An 18272-nucleotide genomic window follows, 5' to 3' on the forward strand; every position below is an offset into this window, starting at 1 on the left:
TGTGTAACCCATTTTTCCCTGGAGTGAGCGAATCGATCGAGATCGAGACTCCGATCGAACAGGTGTTCGAGTACCTCGATGATCCCCACAACCACGTCGAGGTGACGCCGAGCCTCTCTTCGGTGCGGAACGTGGATCCGCTCGAGAATGGCGGCAAACGACTCGAGTTCACCTATGGTATGGCCGGGATCGGAATCGACGGCGAGCTCGTTCAGACCGTCCACGACCCCCCGAGGCGGTTGCGGTTCGACATGCGAGGCAAGCTCGACGGGGAAATCGATCTGGAACTCGCAGAGACGGGAGGAGTTACGCGGATGACCTACACCGGGACCTACGAGATTCCCGGGCGGGTACTGTCGTCGGTTGCTGAGCCGTTCGTTCGCCGGTACAACGAACGCGAACTACAGACGACGCTGGAGGATCTTAAAAGCCGTCTGGAGACCGACGAGCGCTGAGGCCATCACGGGGGGGCTGCAATTTTGTATAGCGGTTATTCGTTTATCACCCCGACGCGGCGGGCTTTTATCCGCGGCGCACGCATCCCGACACATGGTACAGAACGTCGCCGGGCTGATGCCGGAGCTCGAGACGGAGGACTTCTATCTCCTTTCCGGTATCGAGCAGGGGATGCGGTTTTCCGAATGGGTACGGCGCGACAAGCTCCCGGAGTATGCCGACCTGACGCCCGAGGAAGTCGAGTACCGTCTGGATCGATGCATGCGGCGAGAGCTGATCGAACGGAAGACCATCCAGTACGAGGGGTATCGACTGAAGTTCGAAGGGTACGACGCGCTGGCGCTCCGGACGTTCGCCGAACGCGAGACAGTCACAGACGTCGGCGCCCCGCTCGGCGTCGGCAAGGAGTCGGACGTCTACGAGGCACGTTCGTTCGAACCGCTAGCGCTAAAGTTCCACCGCGAGGGGTACACCAACTTCCGGGCGGTCAGAAAAGAACGGGAGTACACCGCCGACCGAAATCACGTCTCCTGGCTGTATACCGCACGGAAGGCCGCCGAGCGGGAGTACGAAGTGCTCGAATCCCTCTATCCGGACGTCTCGGTCCCACGGCCGATCGATCAGAACCGGCATGCGATCGTAATGGGGAAGTTCGAGGGCGTCGAGCTTCCTCGATCGAAACTCCCGTCGGATCAGGTCCTCGGAGTGATCGATCTCGTTTTTGAAGAACTGACGAGCGCCTACGAACTGGGGTTCGTCCACGCCGACATGAGCGAATACAACGTGGCAATCTCCGAATCCGGGATTGTCATCTTCGACTGGCCCCAGGCGGTGTCGACTGACCACGACAACGCGCGCGAACTACTTCACCGGGACGCAAAGAACGTGATCGGCTACTTCCGCCGGAAGTATCCCCGAGACGTCCCCGATTCCCTCGAAATCGGCGGACTCTGTGACGCTATCGCCGACGGATCGTTTTCGCGTGTTCGAGAATTCGCGGCTGAATAAACCCCATAGTGCGATAGTAAATCAAGGTTCCGGCGTGATACCTGCCGGTGAGTCAACTGCAATGAGATGCCTGGCTCAGCGTACTCGGACCTGTCCGATCTTCTGATCGATACAGACGCGGAGAGCGGTGTCGGGTCCGTCCGCCGGAAGTATTCGAGAAACGACCCCGATCTACTCAAAAACCGACGGAGTCTGTGAGACTATCGTCGACGGCCTGGTTTTGGTGTTCGAGAAATCGTAGGTAAATAAACCACATAGTGCGATAACAAATCATCCTGCCGACGGCTGAAATGCTCTTTTGCAGGAGAATACCCGCCACATAATTTTACAATAATAGCATAGGTGTAAAATATGCAGGTAGTGGGATGAGTTTTGAGAGGCCGAAATCTTCGAGGACATCAGACTATTCAGAGGCCGATTGACGGAGACGCGAGGGCATTTGCCGGACTCAAAATGAAATGGCTGCTAACTGCTCATCGCCCCTTCGGCGAACTCGCTACCCCAAGATGTCGACAGATTCGACCGAGGTTACCAACTCCCAGTTTATTCGACGAATTCACCCCGGTTTTCAATGTTCCTCGCAGGCACTCCCACAACGGTGGCCCCATCAGGCACATCATCCAAGACCACAGCATTTGCCCCTACTACTGCCTCTTCTCCAACCCGAATATCGCCAATTACCACTGCTCCAGTATGTATTTCAGCCTCGTCACAGATTGTTGGACAGCCCCCATCCTTCAGACCGATTGTTACGTTTTGGCCTATCCGTACGCCGTGTCCGATCTCTGCACAACTGGCAACTGTAATACCGACAGGATGGGGAATGAATGTCGAAATTGGCAACTGAGTATGTTCAATATCACATGCGAGCCGTAATCTGGGCTCCCTGAATCTGATAACGTTTAGAATATTGAAAAAGATGAGGACGTTACGACCAGCTGGTTTGAGCCCATCCCTCCGCCACATCTCGTAGAATGTGCGTAGTTTCGAATACATGCGTTAATTCCCACCACGACCGCGTTTTACTCACAGACCTACAAAACGTATTGTGAGACTATGACATAGTTAGTCTGCTTCTTTCCTCTACTTGTTCGAACAATTACCAATGGTAATGTACCCAATGCCGGTGTGAAGCCTAACAATTTTCCAGCGGACGTGACGCCACACTCTGCGTTCCCGGATCAGTATCGACGTTCGAGACAGTACAGACGCAGGGGTCCCCAGGTCAAACCCGGAGTTGGGTCTCGAGATCCAGCCCGGAAAACAGACGCTCGACGCGCTCGACGGCGGGGGTTCGTTCGGCGACGTTTCTCAAAAGCACTGTTTCGCTCGGGAACAGCTGTTCCCCGAGCAAGAGCCCGTGGTCCCGTGCGGTACTACCAGTCACCGTGAGATACACACCGACCCCGGCGTCGGCGATCGCTCGTTCCTCCTCCCGGTCGCCGTTCGCGAACACGAATTCGACGTCCTCGATTACCTCCGTACCGAGCACCGCTGCCACGAGACGTTCGTACCGAGGCGAGATACACAGTTCCCCCTGATAGTCGTGCAGGAACGACCGATCGAGTGATTCTCCCGCCGGAACCGAATCGGGGGAGGCCAACAACGTGTGATAGACCGTGTCTCCGAGTCCGGTGACGACACGGACGTCGGTATCCCGGGGATCGATCCGTTCGTTCACCTCGGCGATAGAGTCGATCCCTCGTTCGTGCAGCGTCACGGCCTCTTCGAGTACGAGATCCGCGCTGTCGAACCCCAACGCGAACTCGTGGGTCCGCAACGCACGGAACGGCTCCTCCCGACCGATCAGCCGGAGATCCAACCCACCGACGTCGATCCGCGCGGAATCGAACACGATCCGTCGCGGAAACCCGGGACGGTCGTCGCGGTACAGCGTGTATTCGGGGCCGTCCGGTGCGTCCGGCTCGCTGTAGGCGGCGAGCCGTTCGTAGACGTCTCTCTCCGGCTGAATCTGGCCTTTCGTGATCGCCTTCTCATACCGCAGCGTCGAACTCACCTCGTCTGCGAGCGTCGCCGCGTCGGCCAGATTCGCTAGCCGCTCGAGAATCGTTTCCAGCGGCCGTCCCTTCCGGGGAACCGCGACCGCAACCGACTCGTTCATTGCGCGAAAACACGGCACAGCGAAGTAAACCGGTTGCGTTTCGGTGTCGGCCAGTCTCCTACCGACGCGAATCGAACGTCTCCCCACCGCAGCTTACATGTCGCCGAACGCGCTGCCGAGGCGCTTCCGGAACTCGTCGAACGTCTCGAGACGGTCGTGGATCTCCGCGACGTCCTCCTGGAGCGACTCGACGCTGTCTGCGATCTCGTCGTCCGCGTCGCCGATCTGTGCGTCGAGTTGCTCGAGATCCGCACGAACCGAATCGACGCGTTCGTCGAGTGCTTCGAGCTCGCCGACCTGTGCTTCGATCGATTCGAGACTCTCGTCGACATCCCGCCTGAACGTAAACAGGTCGTCGACGTGTTCCCGAAGCGACGCCACGTCCGCCGAGAGCGTTTCGACCGACTCGTTCGCCTCCTCGGCGTCGCTCCCGACCGCTGTGAGTTCGCTCTCGACTTCCTCGACGGTGGTTTCGAGCTCCCCAACCGTCGTGGACAGCTCACCGACCCGCGAGTCGAGTTCGTCGACCGTTTCCTCGACGGATTCGATCGACGATCCCATCGTTTCCGTGGACTCTTCGAGCGCGTCAGTGCGCTCCTCGTTCGAGGTACTCCGCCGGTCCACGTCCTCGACCCGGCCGGCCAGGTCGTCGGTCTCCCCCTCTACGTCGACGACCCGATCCGCGAGTTCGACGGTGGTGTCGTCGAGATCCGCCGTGATGTCGTCGAGGTCGGCGGCCTTCGCCTCCACGGCGTCGGTCCGTTCCGCGAGCTCGCCGGTCCAATCGGCGATCTCTTGGGTTTCGGTTTCGAGCTCCGAAGTGTTCTCCCGGAGTTCGTGGCGCTCCCGTGCGCCCACTTCGACGTCTCCTTCGAGCCGTCGGACGTCCGATTCGATCTCGGAGAGGCTGTCGGTAACGCCCTCGACCTCCGACTGGAGTTCCGCGAGTAGTTCGTCTGCGGTCCCGTTCTCGTCGATGAACTCCTCGAGTGCGTCCGTGTAGGCGTCGAGATCGGCCACTCGCGACTGGAGGCGGCTCAACCGCACGTCGACGCTGTTCGGAACGCCGACGTCGAGTTCTTCCCGGAGCAGTTCGAGGTCCTCGTCGGAAACCTCGTCTTCTCGGATCTCCCGTGCCAACGCAGCGGCGATCCCCTCCGGAGGGACCTGTTCCGCTCTGCGCTCTTCTTGCTCGTCGACAGCGGGCTCCTCCGCGAGAGCTTCGTCGTCCTCGCGTGGTGTGATTGCCGCAGTCGTGTCTTCCGGGACAGCGTTCGGCTCCGGACTCGCGCCCTCCTCGTCCAACTCCAGTTCTGCTTCCTCTTCCGGCCCCTCGTCCAACTCCAGTTCTGCTTCCTCTTCCGGCCCCTCGTCCAACTCCAGTTCTGCTTCCTCTTCCGGCCCCTCGTCCAACTCCAGTTCTGCTTCCTCCTCCGGCCCCTCGTCCGAGACGGGATCTTCCAGTTCGAGGGGCTCTTCCTCGACGTCCTCGTCGTCTTCGGCGCCCGTAGACTCCTCGGCTTCAGCAGGTTCGTCCGGTTCGCCGAGGACGATCGGCTCCTCCGAGGAATCGTCACTCTCGTCCACCGGTTCGGATTCTTCGGGGTCAGCCAGAGGATCAGCTTCCGCTGGCTCGGCAAGCGGATCCTCCTCTACGGGTTCCGCCAGCGGATCAGGCTCCTCGTCGTCCGTTTCGTCGTCGTCCTCCTCGTCGAGCCCGGGTAGCGTCGATCGTTCCCCCGCAAGCACTTCCCGGATCGCCTGACTGTTGTCCGAGCCGAGGACGTCCTCGATCGATTCCGGCTCCGGGTCGTCTTCCGTCACCTCCTCGACCTGCGGCTCGGTTCGGAACGCCTCCAGGTCCGACGGGTCGTCGGTCCGCACACCGTACACCGTCGTGACGCTTTCTCCAGGCTCCAGGGTGGTTCGGAACTCCACTCTGTTGTCGCGGTAGGCGGTCCAGTTTTCGCTGCCGTAATCGGGATGGAACCCGATCCGGTCCATCGGGAACGATTCCGGGATTTGATCCACGAGGCGGACGGTGACCGGCGCTTCGTGGGTCGAATGGACCAGAAACGAAACAGCCGGCACCGGGAATTCGTCAGTGCTGAAGGTCTTTCTCACCTTCAACTCGCCGTTCGAAGCGGTTATGGCGCCGTCGCTGGGACTCATGGATAGCCGTTCAGCAGACGGGCTTGTAAATGGTATGGGCCGATTGTCGCGGTTGATACTGGGAAGGTGGCCGTGGACAGTCAGGTCGTATAAACCGTAACCGGGCCGTCGAACTCGAGAATGATCTGCTGAGTGTCGTCGCCGAACAGCGCCTTGCCGGCGGGGGAACGCGTCCGACCGCTGACGAAGACGTGATCACACCCCTCGCTTTCGGCGTGATCGAGCACCCTCTCTACGGGATCGCCCAGCGCACCGACGGCGTCGTACTCGATGTCGACGTCCGAAAGCACTTCCCGTGCGATGTCCTCCGCGTAGTTCGCCGCACCCTGTTCCGCCTGATAAACCCCGTACTCCCCACCGTAGCTGGAGATCGACTGTAGCTCCCGATACGTGTCGTTGTACTTCTCCTCCGTCGTGACGTGCAACAGCGTGAGCCGTGCGTCGACACCTGCCGCGAGCGTTCCCGCCTCTCGAACCAGCTCCTTCGATCCCTCCGTCGACGAGACGACCGCAAGCGCGTGGCGCATACGCGAAGTTCGCTGGGAGATGACATAAACTCACGGACGGGTTATCGAGTGACTTAACACTCAGAGATCGATCCGATCCCCGATCTCGACGATCTCCAGTCGGCGGGGGTACTCGAAGCTCCGGGCGTGATCGTGGAGGACAGTCGGGTCCGCAGTGAGTCCCTTCCACATGTCCCAGTGGGACGGGACCAGCCGATCGATCTGGAGATCGCTCGCCGCCTCGACGATCTCGTTTTCGTCGCTGTACCACTTCGTCCGAACTGGCTCGCGGGTCTCTTTGTCCGGTATCCTCCCGACGCTCCCGAACGCCAGGATTCCGAGATCGATGTCGTACTCCTGCCCGAGTTGCGAGAAATCCTCCGACGGTTTGGTGTCCCCGCCGTGGAAGACGGTTCCGGCATCGTGTTCGATGACGTAGCCCACGGGGTGAGTCGCGTCCGGATCGAACACCTCGACGACGTCGATCTCGAACTCCCCGATCTCGACGGTGTCGCCCTCTGAGACTTCCGCGAACTGACTCTCCTCGGCGTCCCAGTGCTCCGTCCAGGATTCCTCGTCGCGGGCGACGGACAGCGAGTCGTCGGGGGCGTAATACGTCGCCCCAGTGTTTGCCAGGATCGGTGCCTGTGAAGGCCCGTGAACGTGGTCGGTATGTTCGTGAGTCGCGAGAACCGCATCGGCTTCCTCGACGTCCTCCGGGTCGAACGGCACGGGGATCATCCGAACCGTCCGTGGTGGATCACCGAGGCCGACGTACGGGTCGATCCACACCGTCGTTCCCGCACATCCCTTGAAAACGAAGCCGTTGCAGCCCAGATACCACACGGCGACGGTTTCCGGTTCGGCGTCTGCGATCGCGTCCGGCAGCCACGTTCCCCAGTCTGACTCGCTCATACGCTCCAGTCCGGCTGCTCGGCCCCTAACCGTTGCGGAGTCTCTCCGAAACGTCTCCGGAGCCATCGGCCGCCGTGGGAAACCCGAACACGACTCGATCTCCCGGTTCGAGATCGAACGCTTCGTCCCCTCGGCCTTCCCGGACGTCACACTCGAGATAGCCGTGACTTCCGACCGTGAGGAGGCGATCTCCCGGATCGACGTCTGCGAACGTGTCCACGACCGGCAGCCATGTCCCGTTCACTGCGGCCCGGTCGTGGCCTTCCGCGACAGCACCAGGAACGTTTGTGATGGCGTTACCGAACCCGTCGACCACGAGTACTTCCCCCGCGATCCCGTCGACAGTGTCAACGTCCCTGCCTACCGCTTCTGGGTCGTCGATCGGCACCGGTTCGGGAAATCGGAGATCGACGAACGACCCGGTCGGTTCCACCCCGTCGATATCCTCGATCGACGATATCCCCGCTTCGTGGACGTCCGCGGCAAGCGGCGCGAAGACGTCCCGGCCGTGAAACGTCGACGAGGCGGGATCGTCGGGACGATAGACGAACACCTCGAAGCGATCGCCCCCCGAGTCGCCTCCCGACTCGTCTCCACTGGACCCGCGACCGGGCGAGCCTTCGTCAACGAACGCTCGGGCAGCCGGAACGAGCGACCCGTTGTCCGGACCCACGAGCGCGTGGTCGCCGGCTCGGATGACGATCGCATCCCGGTCGGTCCCGACACCAGGATCGACCACCGCACAGTGAACTCCAGGTGGAAACTCCGGGAGAACGAACCGAAGCCAGAAACCGGCCGCGCGGACGTCCTGTCTGGGAAGGTCGTGGGCCACATCGACGATTCGGGCGTCCGTGCGTCGGAGAAGTACCCCCTTCATCGCGGCAGGATACGGCGATCCGAAGTCCGAACTGAGCGTGATCATTTCGCGTCGGTTTCCGTCTCCGATTCGTCGAACGATCCGATATCGGGATCGTCGACGCCGTACTCGTCGTCGGTCGAGTCCGTCTCGCTGACCCGCTGGAGTCGCTCGACGCCATCGACCTCGTCGATCACCTCGACGACAGGTTCGGGAACGAGATGTTTCCAGGGCTCGCCGTGTATCATCCGCTGTCGGAGTTCTGAACCCTCCAGGACGTCCCGATTGAACATCGGCGACTGCCGTACTTCGACGCCCGCTTCCTCGAACAGCTGAATGACCAGGGGATTGTTCGAGTAGGCCACCTCGAACGCCGGCGACATCGACTGGACGTGGCTCACCCAGACGGAGTTGCGATCGAGGTCCTCGATCGGAACTACGTACGCGGTGAGGTCGTACGGCTGCACTGCCTTCGTGAGCATCATGACGCGTTCCCCCGCAGTAAAGGGGTTCTTCTCGGTGTGAGAGTCACCCGCCGACCCGATTCCGAGGACGAGCTCGTCGACCTCCTCGGCGATTTCCTCGACCATGTACTGATGGCCGTTGTGGTACGGCTGGAAGCGGCCGATGTAGAACCCCCGCATACACCGTTCTTTCTCGAGTACATTTATAAAGTCCGCGGGTCCGATCGAAACGCAGAATAACGGAGGTATACGCCCTCTATCTGGTGATTAACTCGGTGCACACGGATCGCCCAGGGGGAGAAAGTATATCAATCGCGAGGACTACTTTTCGGGTAACCAATCGGTTCTATGAGTAACGACGACAACAACGGTTCCCGCGATCGGCGACGTTCCGACGGGGAAGAGCCCGCCGAGGACGCGTCGTCCGACCGCGAGGAACGGACAATCCCCGAGAAATCGGAAGACGTCGAGGAGTCCGACGGCTCCGAGGAAGTCGGTGATTCCGAGGAAGTCAGTGATTCCGAGGAAGTCGGTGATTCCGAGGAAGTCGGCGATTCAGTCGATCCGATCGACGGGAACAAACAGGACGACGACGATCCGTGGCAAACCCCCGGATCGGCGATCGAAGAAACGCTCGCCGGAAACGGCGAATCACCGGGAGAGACGTTCGAGGAAGGGGCCGACGAGCAGTCGGCCGACGGGGAGGAGCAAGCACCGTCGATCGACGACCTCGGTAGCGACGTCGAGATCGACGCAGAGATCGAAGAGGATCCCGACCCCGAGGACCTACTCGGTGGGCTGAAGATCGACTCGACCGAGGAGATCAACATCCCCGAACGGCTGGTCGATCAGGTTATCGGCCAGGAACACGCCCGTGACGTAATCATCAAGGCTGCCAAACAGCGGCGCCACGTGATGATGATCGGCTCCCCGGGAACCGGGAAGTCGATGCTGGCGAAGGCGATGTCCGAACTCCTCCCGAAAGAGGAGCTTCAGGACGTCCTCGTCTACCACAATCCCGACGACGGCAACAAGCCCAAAGTTCGGACGGTGCCGGCGGGCAAGGGCGAACAGATCGTCCAGGCCCACAAGGAGGAGGCCCGCAAGCGCAACCAGATGCGCTCGTTTTTGATGTGGATCATCATCATCGTGGTGCTCGGGTACGCGCTCATCATCGCGGGACAGATCCTGCTGGGTATCCTCGCGGCAGGTATCATCTACATCGCCTTCAAGTACGCGTCCCGAGGCTCCGACGCGATGGTGCCGAACCTGCTGGTGAACAACGCCGACACGAAAACGGCGCCGTTCCGCGACGCCACCGGCGCCCACGCCGGTGCACTGCTGGGGGACGTCCGCCACGACCCGTTCCAGTCCGGCGGCATGGAGACGCCGAGTCACGACCGTGTCGAAGCCGGCGCCATCCACAAGGCGAACAAGGGCGTGCTGTTCGTCGACGAGATCAACACGCTGGACATCCGCAGCCAGCAGCACCTGATGACCGCGATCCAGGAGGGCGAGTTCGGCATCACCGGCCAGTCCGAACGCTCCTCGGGTGCGATGGTCCAGACGGAACCGGTCCCGACGGACTTCATCATGATCGCCGCGGGGAACCTCGACGCGATGGAGAACATGCACCCCGCGCTGCGGAACCGGATCAAGGGATACGGCTACGAGGTGTACATGGAGGACACCATCGAGGACACTCCAGAAATGCGGCGCAAGTACGCACGCTTCGTAGCCCAAGAGGTCGCCAAGGACGGCCGGCTCCCGGAGTTCACCGACGACGCGATTCGGGAGCTCATCCTGGAAGCGAAACGGCGTGCCGGGCGGAAGAACCACCTGACGCTTCACTTCCGGACGCTGGGCGGGCTCGTCCGCGTCGCCGGCGACATCGCCCGCGGCGAGGACGCGGAGATGACCACCCGACAGCACGTGCTCTCCGCGAAGGACCGCTCCCGGTCGATCGAACAGCAGCTCGCCGACGACTACATCGAGCGTCGGAAGGATTACGAGATGCAGGTCTCTGAAGGGTTCGTCGTCGGTCGCGTCAACGGGCTCGCGGTGATGGGAGAAGACTCCGGGATCATGCTACCAGTCATGGCAGAAGTCACCCCTTCCCAGGGCCCCGGCGAAGTGATCGCTACCGGCAAACTCAAGGAAATGGCCCAGGAGTCCGTCTCGAACGTCTCCGCCATCATCAAGAAGTTCTCGGACGTCAACATCTCGGAGAAAGACATCCACATCCAGTTCATCCAGGCGGGCCAGCAGGGTGTCGACGGCGACTCGGCGTCGATCACGGTCGCGACGGCGGTGATCTCCGCACTGGAGGACGTCGGCGTCGATCAGAGCCTCGCGATGACCGGATCGCTGTCCGTCCGGGGTGACGTGCTCCCCGTCGGCGGGGTCACCCACAAGATCGAGGCGGCCGCAAAGTCCGGCTGTGAACGCGTGATCATCCCCAAAGCGAACGAGCAGGACGTGATGATCGAAGACGAATACGAGGAGATGATCGAAATCATCCCGGTCTCGCACATCAGCGAAGTGCTCGACGTCGCCCTGGAGGGCGAACCCGAGAAGGATTCGCTGGTCGACCGCCTCAAGAGCATCACCGGCTCGGCGCTGAACGAGGGGGCAAGCGTGTCCGGACCATCGAGTCCGAGCCCACAATAGCACAGTCACGGCGGGCCGACCGAAGCCCGACTCCGATTTTCCATCACCACACACGAATGCCGGACTGGACGACGTTCACGGCGTTTGCAGCCGTGACGACTGTGCTCGTGTTGCTTCTCGCTCGTGCCTCCCAGTCGATGCTCGCCCGGACCGATCAACCGGAAAGCCAGACCGACGCCGACGACAGCGGACAGCCGGGAAACGACGGGCGGGCCGCCGCCCCCGGTGACGTACCGGCGAGCACGGAGTCGGCGACGACGAGTGCGGAGTCGACGATGACGACCGCAGAGCCGGAGCTTACGACGACCGCGCTGCTTGCCAACGTCGCCGTCTCACAGGGTGCGTTTCTGCTCCTGATCGGTCTGGGCGCCTGGCTGTTCGGAGTTCCGGCGTGGGCGTTCGGCGTTGACGAAGCCACAGTGGGCGTCGATCTCGTGGGGTTGGGCCTCGTCGCCGGCGTCCTCCTGTACCTCGGAAACGAAGCGGCGGCAGCGATCGGCAAGCGACACGGGTTTACGGGCTCGGAAGAACTCCGTCGCCGCCTTGCACCCGATACTGTCGTGGGGTGGTTCGCGTTACTCTTCGTCGTGCTGCCGCTGATCGCCGTCTTCGAGGAGGTGCTCTTTCGCGGCGCACTGATCGGCGTGGCAGCAGCGGGGTTCGACGTCTCCCCGTGGTTGCTCGCAGTCGTCTCCTCGGTCGCCTTCGGCTTCGGTCACGGCGCCCAGGGGAAACTGGGGATCGTAGTAACTGGAGTGCTCGGGTTCCTCCTCGCGGCGCTGTTCATCGCGTCCGGGAGCCTGCTTCTCGTGATCGTAGCTCATTACGTGGTCAACGTCCTCGAATTCCTGGTCCACGAGGCGCTCGGGTGGGAGCCGTTCGACGGCGATCCCCGGCCGGACGCACGACCGAATGCAAGCTAGACGACGTCGCCACGGACGCTGGATCCCGACTGTTCTCGGCGGCGCTCGCGGATCGTCCGTGCCGCCACGTCGGCTCTTTCCCCGTCCGCACCGATCATCTCCAGCGCGTCCGACAGCGTGGGCATCACGAAGGATCCTTCGCGCAAGCGTTCGAGCGCGTCCTCGTCGCGGTGACCATCGACCCACAGACAGACCCCCCGAGGGTCGAGTAGTTCGTCGTACGCCTCACGGGGCAACGCCCCCTTCAGTCGCTGCGTAACGTTCGCATCGAAACTGGCGTTACACACCTCGAAGTGAACTGGGGGCCGCCCGGTCGTCTGTTCGTCCGTCGACTGTAGTGTAGTCCGTACTGTCGCATCCAGAAGGTGTGTCGCCAGGCACCGTTCCGGTGCGACGTATCCGTTGTCGTTCGTCGCGACGTACCCCGGATGCTCGTGGGCCCACTCGGCCCTGACAGTTCGTCCGACGCCTTTCACCCCGTGTGATTCCTCGAATTCGGCGGCCGCTTCGTCGTCGCCCCGCATGAGAATGTCCTTGGTGAGATACACGTCGAGGCGATCGATCGGATCCAGCCCGATTGCCACGTCGCCGTACACCCACACCTCGCGGACGGGAACCGGCATCACCTCGTCGTCGAGCACGTCGAGCATCGATTCGATCCATTCGAGGGCGGCGTCGCGTTCCATCGACCGAATCTGGGGCTACAGCAGGAAAACAGTTTCCGAGACCGGAGGCACCAGACTCCCAGTGTCAAGCGGGCCACGGAGCGACACATCAAAGGGGAGGCCACCCGACAGAGAGATATGGTCGTCGACACGGCGATGTGGGTTCTCCACGTCGTTTTTGCGGGAGTGTGGACCGGAAGCGTTCTGTTCGTCGCCGGCGTGGTGATGCCGCCGGCGTACCGGGGTGAAATCGACGTCGATCCCCTGGAGGAGTTTCTCTCGAAGCTACAGTTGCTCACCCGCGTGAGCGCGGTGATATTTCTCGTCACCGGCGCCCACCTGGTCGGGACTCGCTACACGGGGATTCCGCCGGAGTTCGGTGCACTCGTCGCCACACCAAGCGGACACACGGTGCTCACGATGTTTTTCCTGTGGCTCGTCGTTACTGGCCTCGTCGAGGTCGGTTCCCGCCGGGTCCAGTCGGGACTGAGCCAGCGGAAACTCAGAGAGCCCGCCCGGAACGCGCGCCGACTGTTTCAGGCGGCAGCACTGTTCGCGATCCTCCTGCTCGTCACCGCCGGGCTGCTTGCCGCCGGCGTCTAGCGTCAGATGACGGTCGCCTGTAGTCAGCCGGCCTTCGGGCCAGTTGCAATCAGCCGTCGATCCGCTCGGCGAGAACGCGTTCACACCGCTCGATCACGGTTTCCGGGGATCTCGAGGCGTCGATCCGGACGAACCGTTCGGGCTCTGAACTGACCAGCCGCTCGTAGTTCTCCCGGACCGCAGTCAGATACTCCACCTGTTCGAACTTGTTCGTCGCGCCGGCCCGCTCGGCTGCGGTTTTCGGATCGAGATCGAAGTAGAGCGTGAGGTCGGGTTTCCTGGAGAACGCCGAATGAACGCCGAGAACGTACTCCATCGGCCGTTCCAGATCAGTCTCGGCAGCCAGCGTCGCGCCCTGATACGCGAATCGGGAATCGGAGTAGCGGTCAGAGATGACCAGGGTCCCCGCCGAAAGGGCCGGACGGACGACTCTCGAGAGGTGGTCGGCGTGATCGGCCGTGTAGAGGAACAGCTCCGCAAGCGAGTCGGCGTCGTCGTCGGCTATCGATCGGTTCACCGCGTCGCCGTACCAGGAGTCGGTCGGTTCGTGAGTGAAGACTGCCTCGGGGTATCGAGGTTGCAACGCCTCCCAAACGGTGGTTTTCCCTGTTCCGTCGAGTCCCTCCAGGGTGACGAGCATACCCGAACGTGCCGGTGGAGCGTTTAAGGCTCCGTCGGTTGGGCGGATCAGTGGGCCGTCTGTCACACGTCTGACGCCGCGGTAGTTTTAGGTCTCGAGAGTCCGTAAACTGACGATATGAGAGTGCTCGTGGCGGGCGGAAACGGTTTTGTCGGAACTCACCTCTGTCGGGAACTCGTCGATCGCGGTCACGAGGTGACCGTTCTGGCTCGGACGCCGGACGAGGAGCGGCTCCCAGACGGCGTCGAGGCCGTCGCCGGCGACGTCACGGCGATCGACTCGCTCGAGCCCGCCGTCGCCGACCAGGACGTCGTAGTGAATCTGGTGTCCCTGTCACCGCTGTCGGTTCCGAAGGGCGGAAACGAGATGCACGACCTGGTCCACCGGCGCGGTACCGAGAACCTGGTCACGGCTGCCGAACAGGCAGGCGTCGACCGGTTCGTACAGATGAGCGCACTCGGCGCGGATCCCGACGGAGACACCGCCTACATTCGAGCGAAGGGCCGGGCGGAAACCGCCGTTCGGAAATCGGATCTCTCGTGGGTGATCTTCCGTCCCTCGGTGATCTTCGGTGAGGGAGGTGAGTTCGTCTCCTTTACCAAACGGCTCAAAAAGATGTTCGCGCCCGGCGTTCCAGTCTATCCGCTTCCCGGTGGCGGGAAGACGCGATTCCAGCCGATCTACGTCGGCGACCTCGTGCCGATGCTCGCCGACGCCGTCGAGTCGGACGAACACGCCGAGCAGACGTACGAGATCGGCGGACCCGAACCGCTCACGCTCCGGGAGATCACGGATCTCGTCTACGAGTCGGAGGGGAAAAACGTCACCATCGTTTCGCTCCCGATGGGACTTGCCGGAATCGGATTGACCGTTCTCGACGTCGTACCGGGGTTCCCGATGGGGCCCGACCAGTATCGCTCGCTCAAATTCGAAAACACGACCGCCGAAAACGACATCGGTGCGTTCGACGTCGACCAGGAGGAATTACTGACGTTTCGGGAGTATCTGGGGGTTTGACTGGCAAGAGACACCAGATCGTCGGATCGTCACACTTTCACAGGATATATCACGGGTGATAATTTGATACGAACGCTAATATGTCCGGGCACGACATCGGAACGTGTCAGGAAGGCGCACCGTCGGACGAACGGAAAAGATAACGACAACGAATGATCACCAATAACGGACGACGACGGGGTCAGCAATACGGCGGATCGAAACGGCGGGTACAGCCATCACAAGGGTTATATCCGCAATCGTGTTTGAATCCAGCAATGAGGACGGGGAATAAGGAATGAAGCTCGCAATGATCGGCTTCGGGCAGGCAGGGGGAAAGATCGTCGACAAGTTCATCGAGTACGACGAAAGACACGGCTCCGAGATCGTTCGGTCCGCGATCGCGGTGAACACCGCGAAGGCGGACCTGATGGGATTGAAACACGTCCCACAGGACAAGCGGGTGCTCATCGGACAGGCCCGCGTGAAGGGCCACGGCGTCGGCGCAGACAACGAACTCGGCGCCGAGATCGCCGAGGAGGACATCGACGAGATCCAGGGAGCGATCGACTCGATTCCCGTCCACGAGGTGGACGCGTTCCTCATCGTCGCCGGGCTCGGCGGGGGGACCGGTTCCGGCGGCGCTCCGGTACTCGCAAAGCACCTCAAGCGGATCTACACGGAGCCCGTCTACGGACTGGGGATCCTTCCGGGCTCCGACGAGGGAGGGATCTACACGCTGAACGCCGCACGGTCGTTCCAGACGTTCGTCCGCGAGGTCGACAACCTCCTCGTGTTCGACAACGACGCGTGGCGCCAGACCGGCGAGTCGGTCTCTGGGGGGTACAATCAGATCAACGAGGAGATCGTTCGCCGGTTCGGCATCCTCTTTGGCGCCGGCGAAGTGGCCGAAGGCCAGGAGGTGGCCGAGAGCGTCGTCGACTCCTCGGAGATCATCAACACGCTGTCGGGCGGCGGAGTCTCGACGGTCGGCTACGCTAGCGAGGACGTCGAACCGCGGGAGTCGGGCGGACTGCTCTCCCGGCTTCGGGGCGACGACAGCGACGACGAGCTCGATACGGCGCACACGACGAACCGGATCACGAGTCTCGTTCGGAAGGCGGCGCTCGGACGCCTGACTCTCCCCTGCGAGATCGAGGGGGCCGAGCGCGCTCTCCTCGTGATGGCCGGTCCGCCGCGGTACCTCAACCGGAAAGGGATCGAACGGGGACGCAAGTGGATCGAAGAGCAGACCGGGAGCATGGAGGTCCGGGGTGGTGACTACCCCGTACGCGGCAGCGACTTCGTCGCCAGCGTCATCCTCCTGTCGGGCGTCACGAACGTCCCGCGCATCAAGGAGCTCCAGCAGGTGGCGATCGAGGCGCAGGACAACCTCGACGAGATCCGGGAGGAAAGCGAGGAGAACCTCTCGAGTCTCATCAACGACGACGCCGACGAGCTGGAATCGCTGTTCTAACCTCCGCGGCCACCGATTCGAGGAACGTGCACGTACTCGTTCCGTTCGCAGCCGATCGACCGAAGACGAGACTCGACCCTGTCCTTTCCTCTGCAGAGCGGTCCGCGTTCGCCTCCGCAATGCTTTGTGACGTTCTCGAAGCGATTTTCGCAGCCGGACACGAGCCGGTCGTGCTCTCGACGGCGCCGCCCGAGGATCCGACCGACAAACTGCAGACGGTACTTTCCGACGCCCGGACGATCGTCGAGGATCGACCGCTGACGGATGCGGTCAACGCCAGGTTGGACGAGGTCCCGATCGCCGTGGTGATGAGCGACCTCCCGCTCGTTACCCCCACCGTACTCCGCCGGTTCCTCGAGGTCGACGGCGACGTCGCCATCGCACCCGGGCGCGGCGGCGGGACGAACGCGCTCGTCGTGCGCGACGCCGACTTTTCCGTCGACTACCACGGCACGTCGTATCTGGATCACCTCCGGATCGCCCAGGGGATCGGGGCGAGCGTCCGCGAGTTCGATTCCCACCGACTGTCGACGGACGTCGACGAGCCTGCGGATCTCGTGGAGGTACTGTCGCTGTCGGATGGGCTCGCCCGTGCGTGGCTCGAACGCGCCGGGTTCGAACTCGACGCCACCGACGGACGGGTCGGCGTCCGACGGGAGTGATCTCCTGCGGGAGTGAGGTTTTTGTGTGTCCGCGCCGGAGACGCCAGCGTGTTTCCCGGCAGCGAAGAGTACGGCGTCGACGTGACGGTCGACCGACGGGAGGTTGATGCACTTCTCGAAGTCACGCCCGACGACGTGGAGAGCGCCGAAGCACTCACGTTCTCCCGGAACGTCTTCCTGCCGCTGACAACCGCATGCCGGTACACCTGCACGTACTGTACGTTCTACGATCCACCGGGCGAGGCGTCGCTCATGAGCCCGGACGAGATCCGCAGAGAGTGCCGTCGAGGGGCCGACGCCGGTTGTACGGAGGCGCTTTTCACCTTCGGCGACGATCCCGACGCGCGGTACGAGCGGATCCACGAGCAGTTGGCAGAATGGGGGTACGACGACGTTCTCGAGTATCTGTATCGAGCGTGTGAAATTGCTCTAGAGGAAGGGCTGTTACCGCACTCGAACCCCGGCGACCTGGACGAGTCGGCGTTTTGCAGACTCCGGGAGGTGAACGCGTCGATGGGCGTGATGTTAGAGACGACCGCCGACGTGCAGGCCCACGCGGGAAACCGCCGAAAGCTACCCGGACAGCGGCTCGCAACGATACGGGACGCAGGACGTGCACGCGTACCGTTCACTACGGGGATCCTCGTTGGAATCGGGGAAACAGCGCGGGACCGGGCGGAGTCGGTACTGGCGATTCGGGAGCTACACGAACGGTACGGCCACGTTCAAGAGGTGATCGTCCAGAACGTCGTCCCGAACGACCGATCGGAGTTCGAACGGCCCGACGGAGAGACCATGCGTCGGACCGTCGCCATGGCGCGTGCGGCGCTGCCGGCGTCAGTGTCGGTGCAGGTGCCGCCGAACCTCTCGCCGACCCGCACGTTGCTCGACTGCGGCGTCGACGACCTCGGCGGCGTCTCCCCCGTGACCGACGACTACGTCAATCCGGAGTACGAGTGGCCCGCCCTGTCGGAGTTGCGCGAAATCGCCGATGTCGCCGGTGTCCCGCTCGTCGAGCGGCTCCCTGTGTACGATAGATATCTCCGGGACGGCTGGTCGAGCAGACGGATCCGCCGACGGGTCGATGCAGGCGAGTTCGCCCCAGCGGACGATCGGGAAGTCAACACCTTCTTTTAA

General features: G+C 62.3%; 18 protein-coding genes. 9 read left to right on the forward strand and 9 right to left on the reverse strand.

Features of this window, described 5'->3' with window-relative positions; translation table 11 throughout:
- Positions 1–23: 23 nt before the first annotated feature.
- Both RH858_RS04280 and RH858_RS04285 read left to right on the forward strand, forming a co-directional pair.
- Complete coding sequence (locus RH858_RS04280; protein ID WP_310561202.1) at positions 24–455, forward strand: SRPBCC family protein; 432 nt, start codon at positions 24–26, stop codon at positions 453–455.
- 94 nt (positions 456–549) lie between these two features.
- The gene (locus RH858_RS04285; RefSeq protein WP_310561203.1) at positions 550–1464 is read left to right on the forward strand and encodes an RIO1 family regulatory kinase/ATPase; all 915 of its coding nucleotides are present in this window, start codon (positions 550–552) and stop codon (positions 1462–1464) included.
- Positions 1465–2007: 543 nt separating this feature from the next.
- On the opposite strand, the gene RH858_RS04290 is transcribed toward RH858_RS04285, so the two are convergent.
- The 7 genes from RH858_RS04290 to RH858_RS04320 all read right to left on the reverse strand — a co-directional run bounded on the left by RH858_RS04290 (position 2008) and on the right by RH858_RS04320 (position 8679).
- Complete coding sequence (locus tag RH858_RS04290) at positions 2008–2460, reverse strand: serine acetyltransferase (RefSeq protein WP_310561204.1); 453 nt, start codon at positions 2458–2460, stop codon at positions 2008–2010.
- Positions 2461–2689: 229 nt separating this feature from the next.
- Positions 2690–3586, reverse strand: a complete 897-nt coding sequence (locus RH858_RS04295) for a hypothetical protein (protein WP_310561205.1) — start codon at positions 3584–3586, stop codon at positions 2690–2692.
- 93 nt (positions 3587–3679) lie between these two features.
- A complete protein-coding gene (locus tag RH858_RS04300; RefSeq protein WP_310561206.1) occupies positions 3680–5758 on the reverse strand; it encodes a hypothetical protein in 2079 nt (692 codons plus the stop codon).
- Between the two features lie 80 nt (positions 5759–5838).
- Positions 5839–6285 (reverse strand): universal stress protein, encoded by a 447-nt coding sequence (locus tag RH858_RS04305; RefSeq protein ID WP_310561207.1) that lies wholly within the window; start codon positions 6283–6285, stop codon positions 5839–5841.
- Positions 6286–6345: 60 nt separating this feature from the next.
- Positions 6346–7179, reverse strand: coding sequence for an MBL fold metallo-hydrolase (locus RH858_RS04310; protein WP_310561208.1), 834 nt, complete (start codon positions 7177–7179; stop codon positions 6346–6348).
- Positions 7180–7204: 25 nt separating this feature from the next.
- Entirely contained in the window at positions 7205–8101 is an 897-nt protein-coding gene (locus RH858_RS04315; RefSeq protein WP_259535160.1) for an SAM-dependent chlorinase/fluorinase, read from the reverse strand.
- Positions 8098–8679, reverse strand: a complete 582-nt coding sequence (locus RH858_RS04320; protein ID WP_259535159.1) for a nicotinamide-nucleotide adenylyltransferase — start codon at positions 8677–8679, stop codon at positions 8098–8100. The genes RH858_RS04315 and RH858_RS04320 overlap by 4 nt, the downstream gene beginning before the upstream one ends.
- 168 nt (positions 8680–8847) lie before the next feature.
- Here RH858_RS04320 and lonB point away from each other — a divergent pair, with 168 nt between their 5' ends.
- Entirely contained in the window at positions 8848–11169 is a 2322-nt protein-coding gene (lonB, locus tag RH858_RS04325) for an ATP-dependent protease LonB (RefSeq protein WP_310561209.1), read from the forward strand.
- Positions 11170–11225: 56 nt separating this feature from the next.
- The gene (locus RH858_RS04330; RefSeq protein ID WP_259535157.1) at positions 11226–12092 is read left to right on the forward strand and encodes a CPBP family intramembrane glutamic endopeptidase; all 867 of its coding nucleotides are present in this window, start codon (positions 11226–11228) and stop codon (positions 12090–12092) included.
- Here the strand turns inward: RH858_RS04330 and RH858_RS04335 are convergent.
- Positions 12089–12778: a hypothetical protein gene (locus RH858_RS04335; protein WP_259535156.1), complete on the reverse strand. Its 690-nt coding sequence runs from the start codon at positions 12776–12778 to the stop codon at positions 12089–12091. The genes RH858_RS04330 and RH858_RS04335 overlap by 4 nt on opposite strands.
- A 117-nt stretch (positions 12779–12895) precedes the next feature.
- On the opposite strand from RH858_RS04335, the gene RH858_RS04340 reads away from it, so the two are divergent.
- Positions 12896–13360, forward strand: a complete 465-nt coding sequence (locus RH858_RS04340; protein ID WP_259535155.1) for a hypothetical protein — start codon at positions 12896–12898, stop codon at positions 13358–13360.
- A 49-nt stretch (positions 13361–13409) separates the two neighbouring features.
- On the opposite strand, the gene tmk is transcribed toward RH858_RS04340, so the two are convergent.
- Positions 13410–14000, reverse strand: a complete 591-nt coding sequence (gene tmk, locus RH858_RS04345) for a dTMP kinase (protein ID WP_310561210.1) — start codon at positions 13998–14000, stop codon at positions 13410–13412.
- 117 nt (positions 14001–14117) lie between these two features.
- Between tmk and RH858_RS04350 the strand changes: the two genes are divergently transcribed.
- The 4 genes from RH858_RS04350 (at position 14118) to cofG (ending at position 18272) form a co-directional block, all read left to right on the forward strand.
- Complete coding sequence (locus RH858_RS04350; protein ID WP_259535153.1) at positions 14118–15017, forward strand: complex I NDUFA9 subunit family protein; 900 nt, start codon at positions 14118–14120, stop codon at positions 15015–15017.
- A 277-nt stretch (positions 15018–15294) separates the two neighbouring features.
- On the forward strand, positions 15295–16473 hold the full coding sequence (locus RH858_RS04355) for a tubulin/FtsZ family protein (protein WP_259535152.1): 1179 nt from the start codon (positions 15295–15297) through the stop codon (positions 16471–16473).
- Positions 16474–16499: 26 nt separating this feature from the next.
- Positions 16500–17135 carry a 2-phospho-L-lactate guanylyltransferase gene (cofC, locus tag RH858_RS04360; protein ID WP_310561211.1) on the forward strand — a complete coding sequence of 212 codons (636 nt, stop codon included), beginning with the start codon at positions 16500–16502 and terminating at the stop codon, positions 17133–17135.
- Between the two features lie 48 nt (positions 17136–17183).
- Entirely contained in the window at positions 17184–18272 is a 1089-nt protein-coding gene (gene cofG / locus RH858_RS04365) for a 7,8-didemethyl-8-hydroxy-5-deazariboflavin synthase subunit CofG (protein ID WP_259535150.1), read from the forward strand.

This window comes from Halalkaliarchaeum sp. AArc-GB, assembly GCF_031432225.1.
Taxonomy (GTDB): domain Archaea; phylum Halobacteriota; class Halobacteria; order Halobacteriales; family Haloferacaceae; genus Halalkaliarchaeum.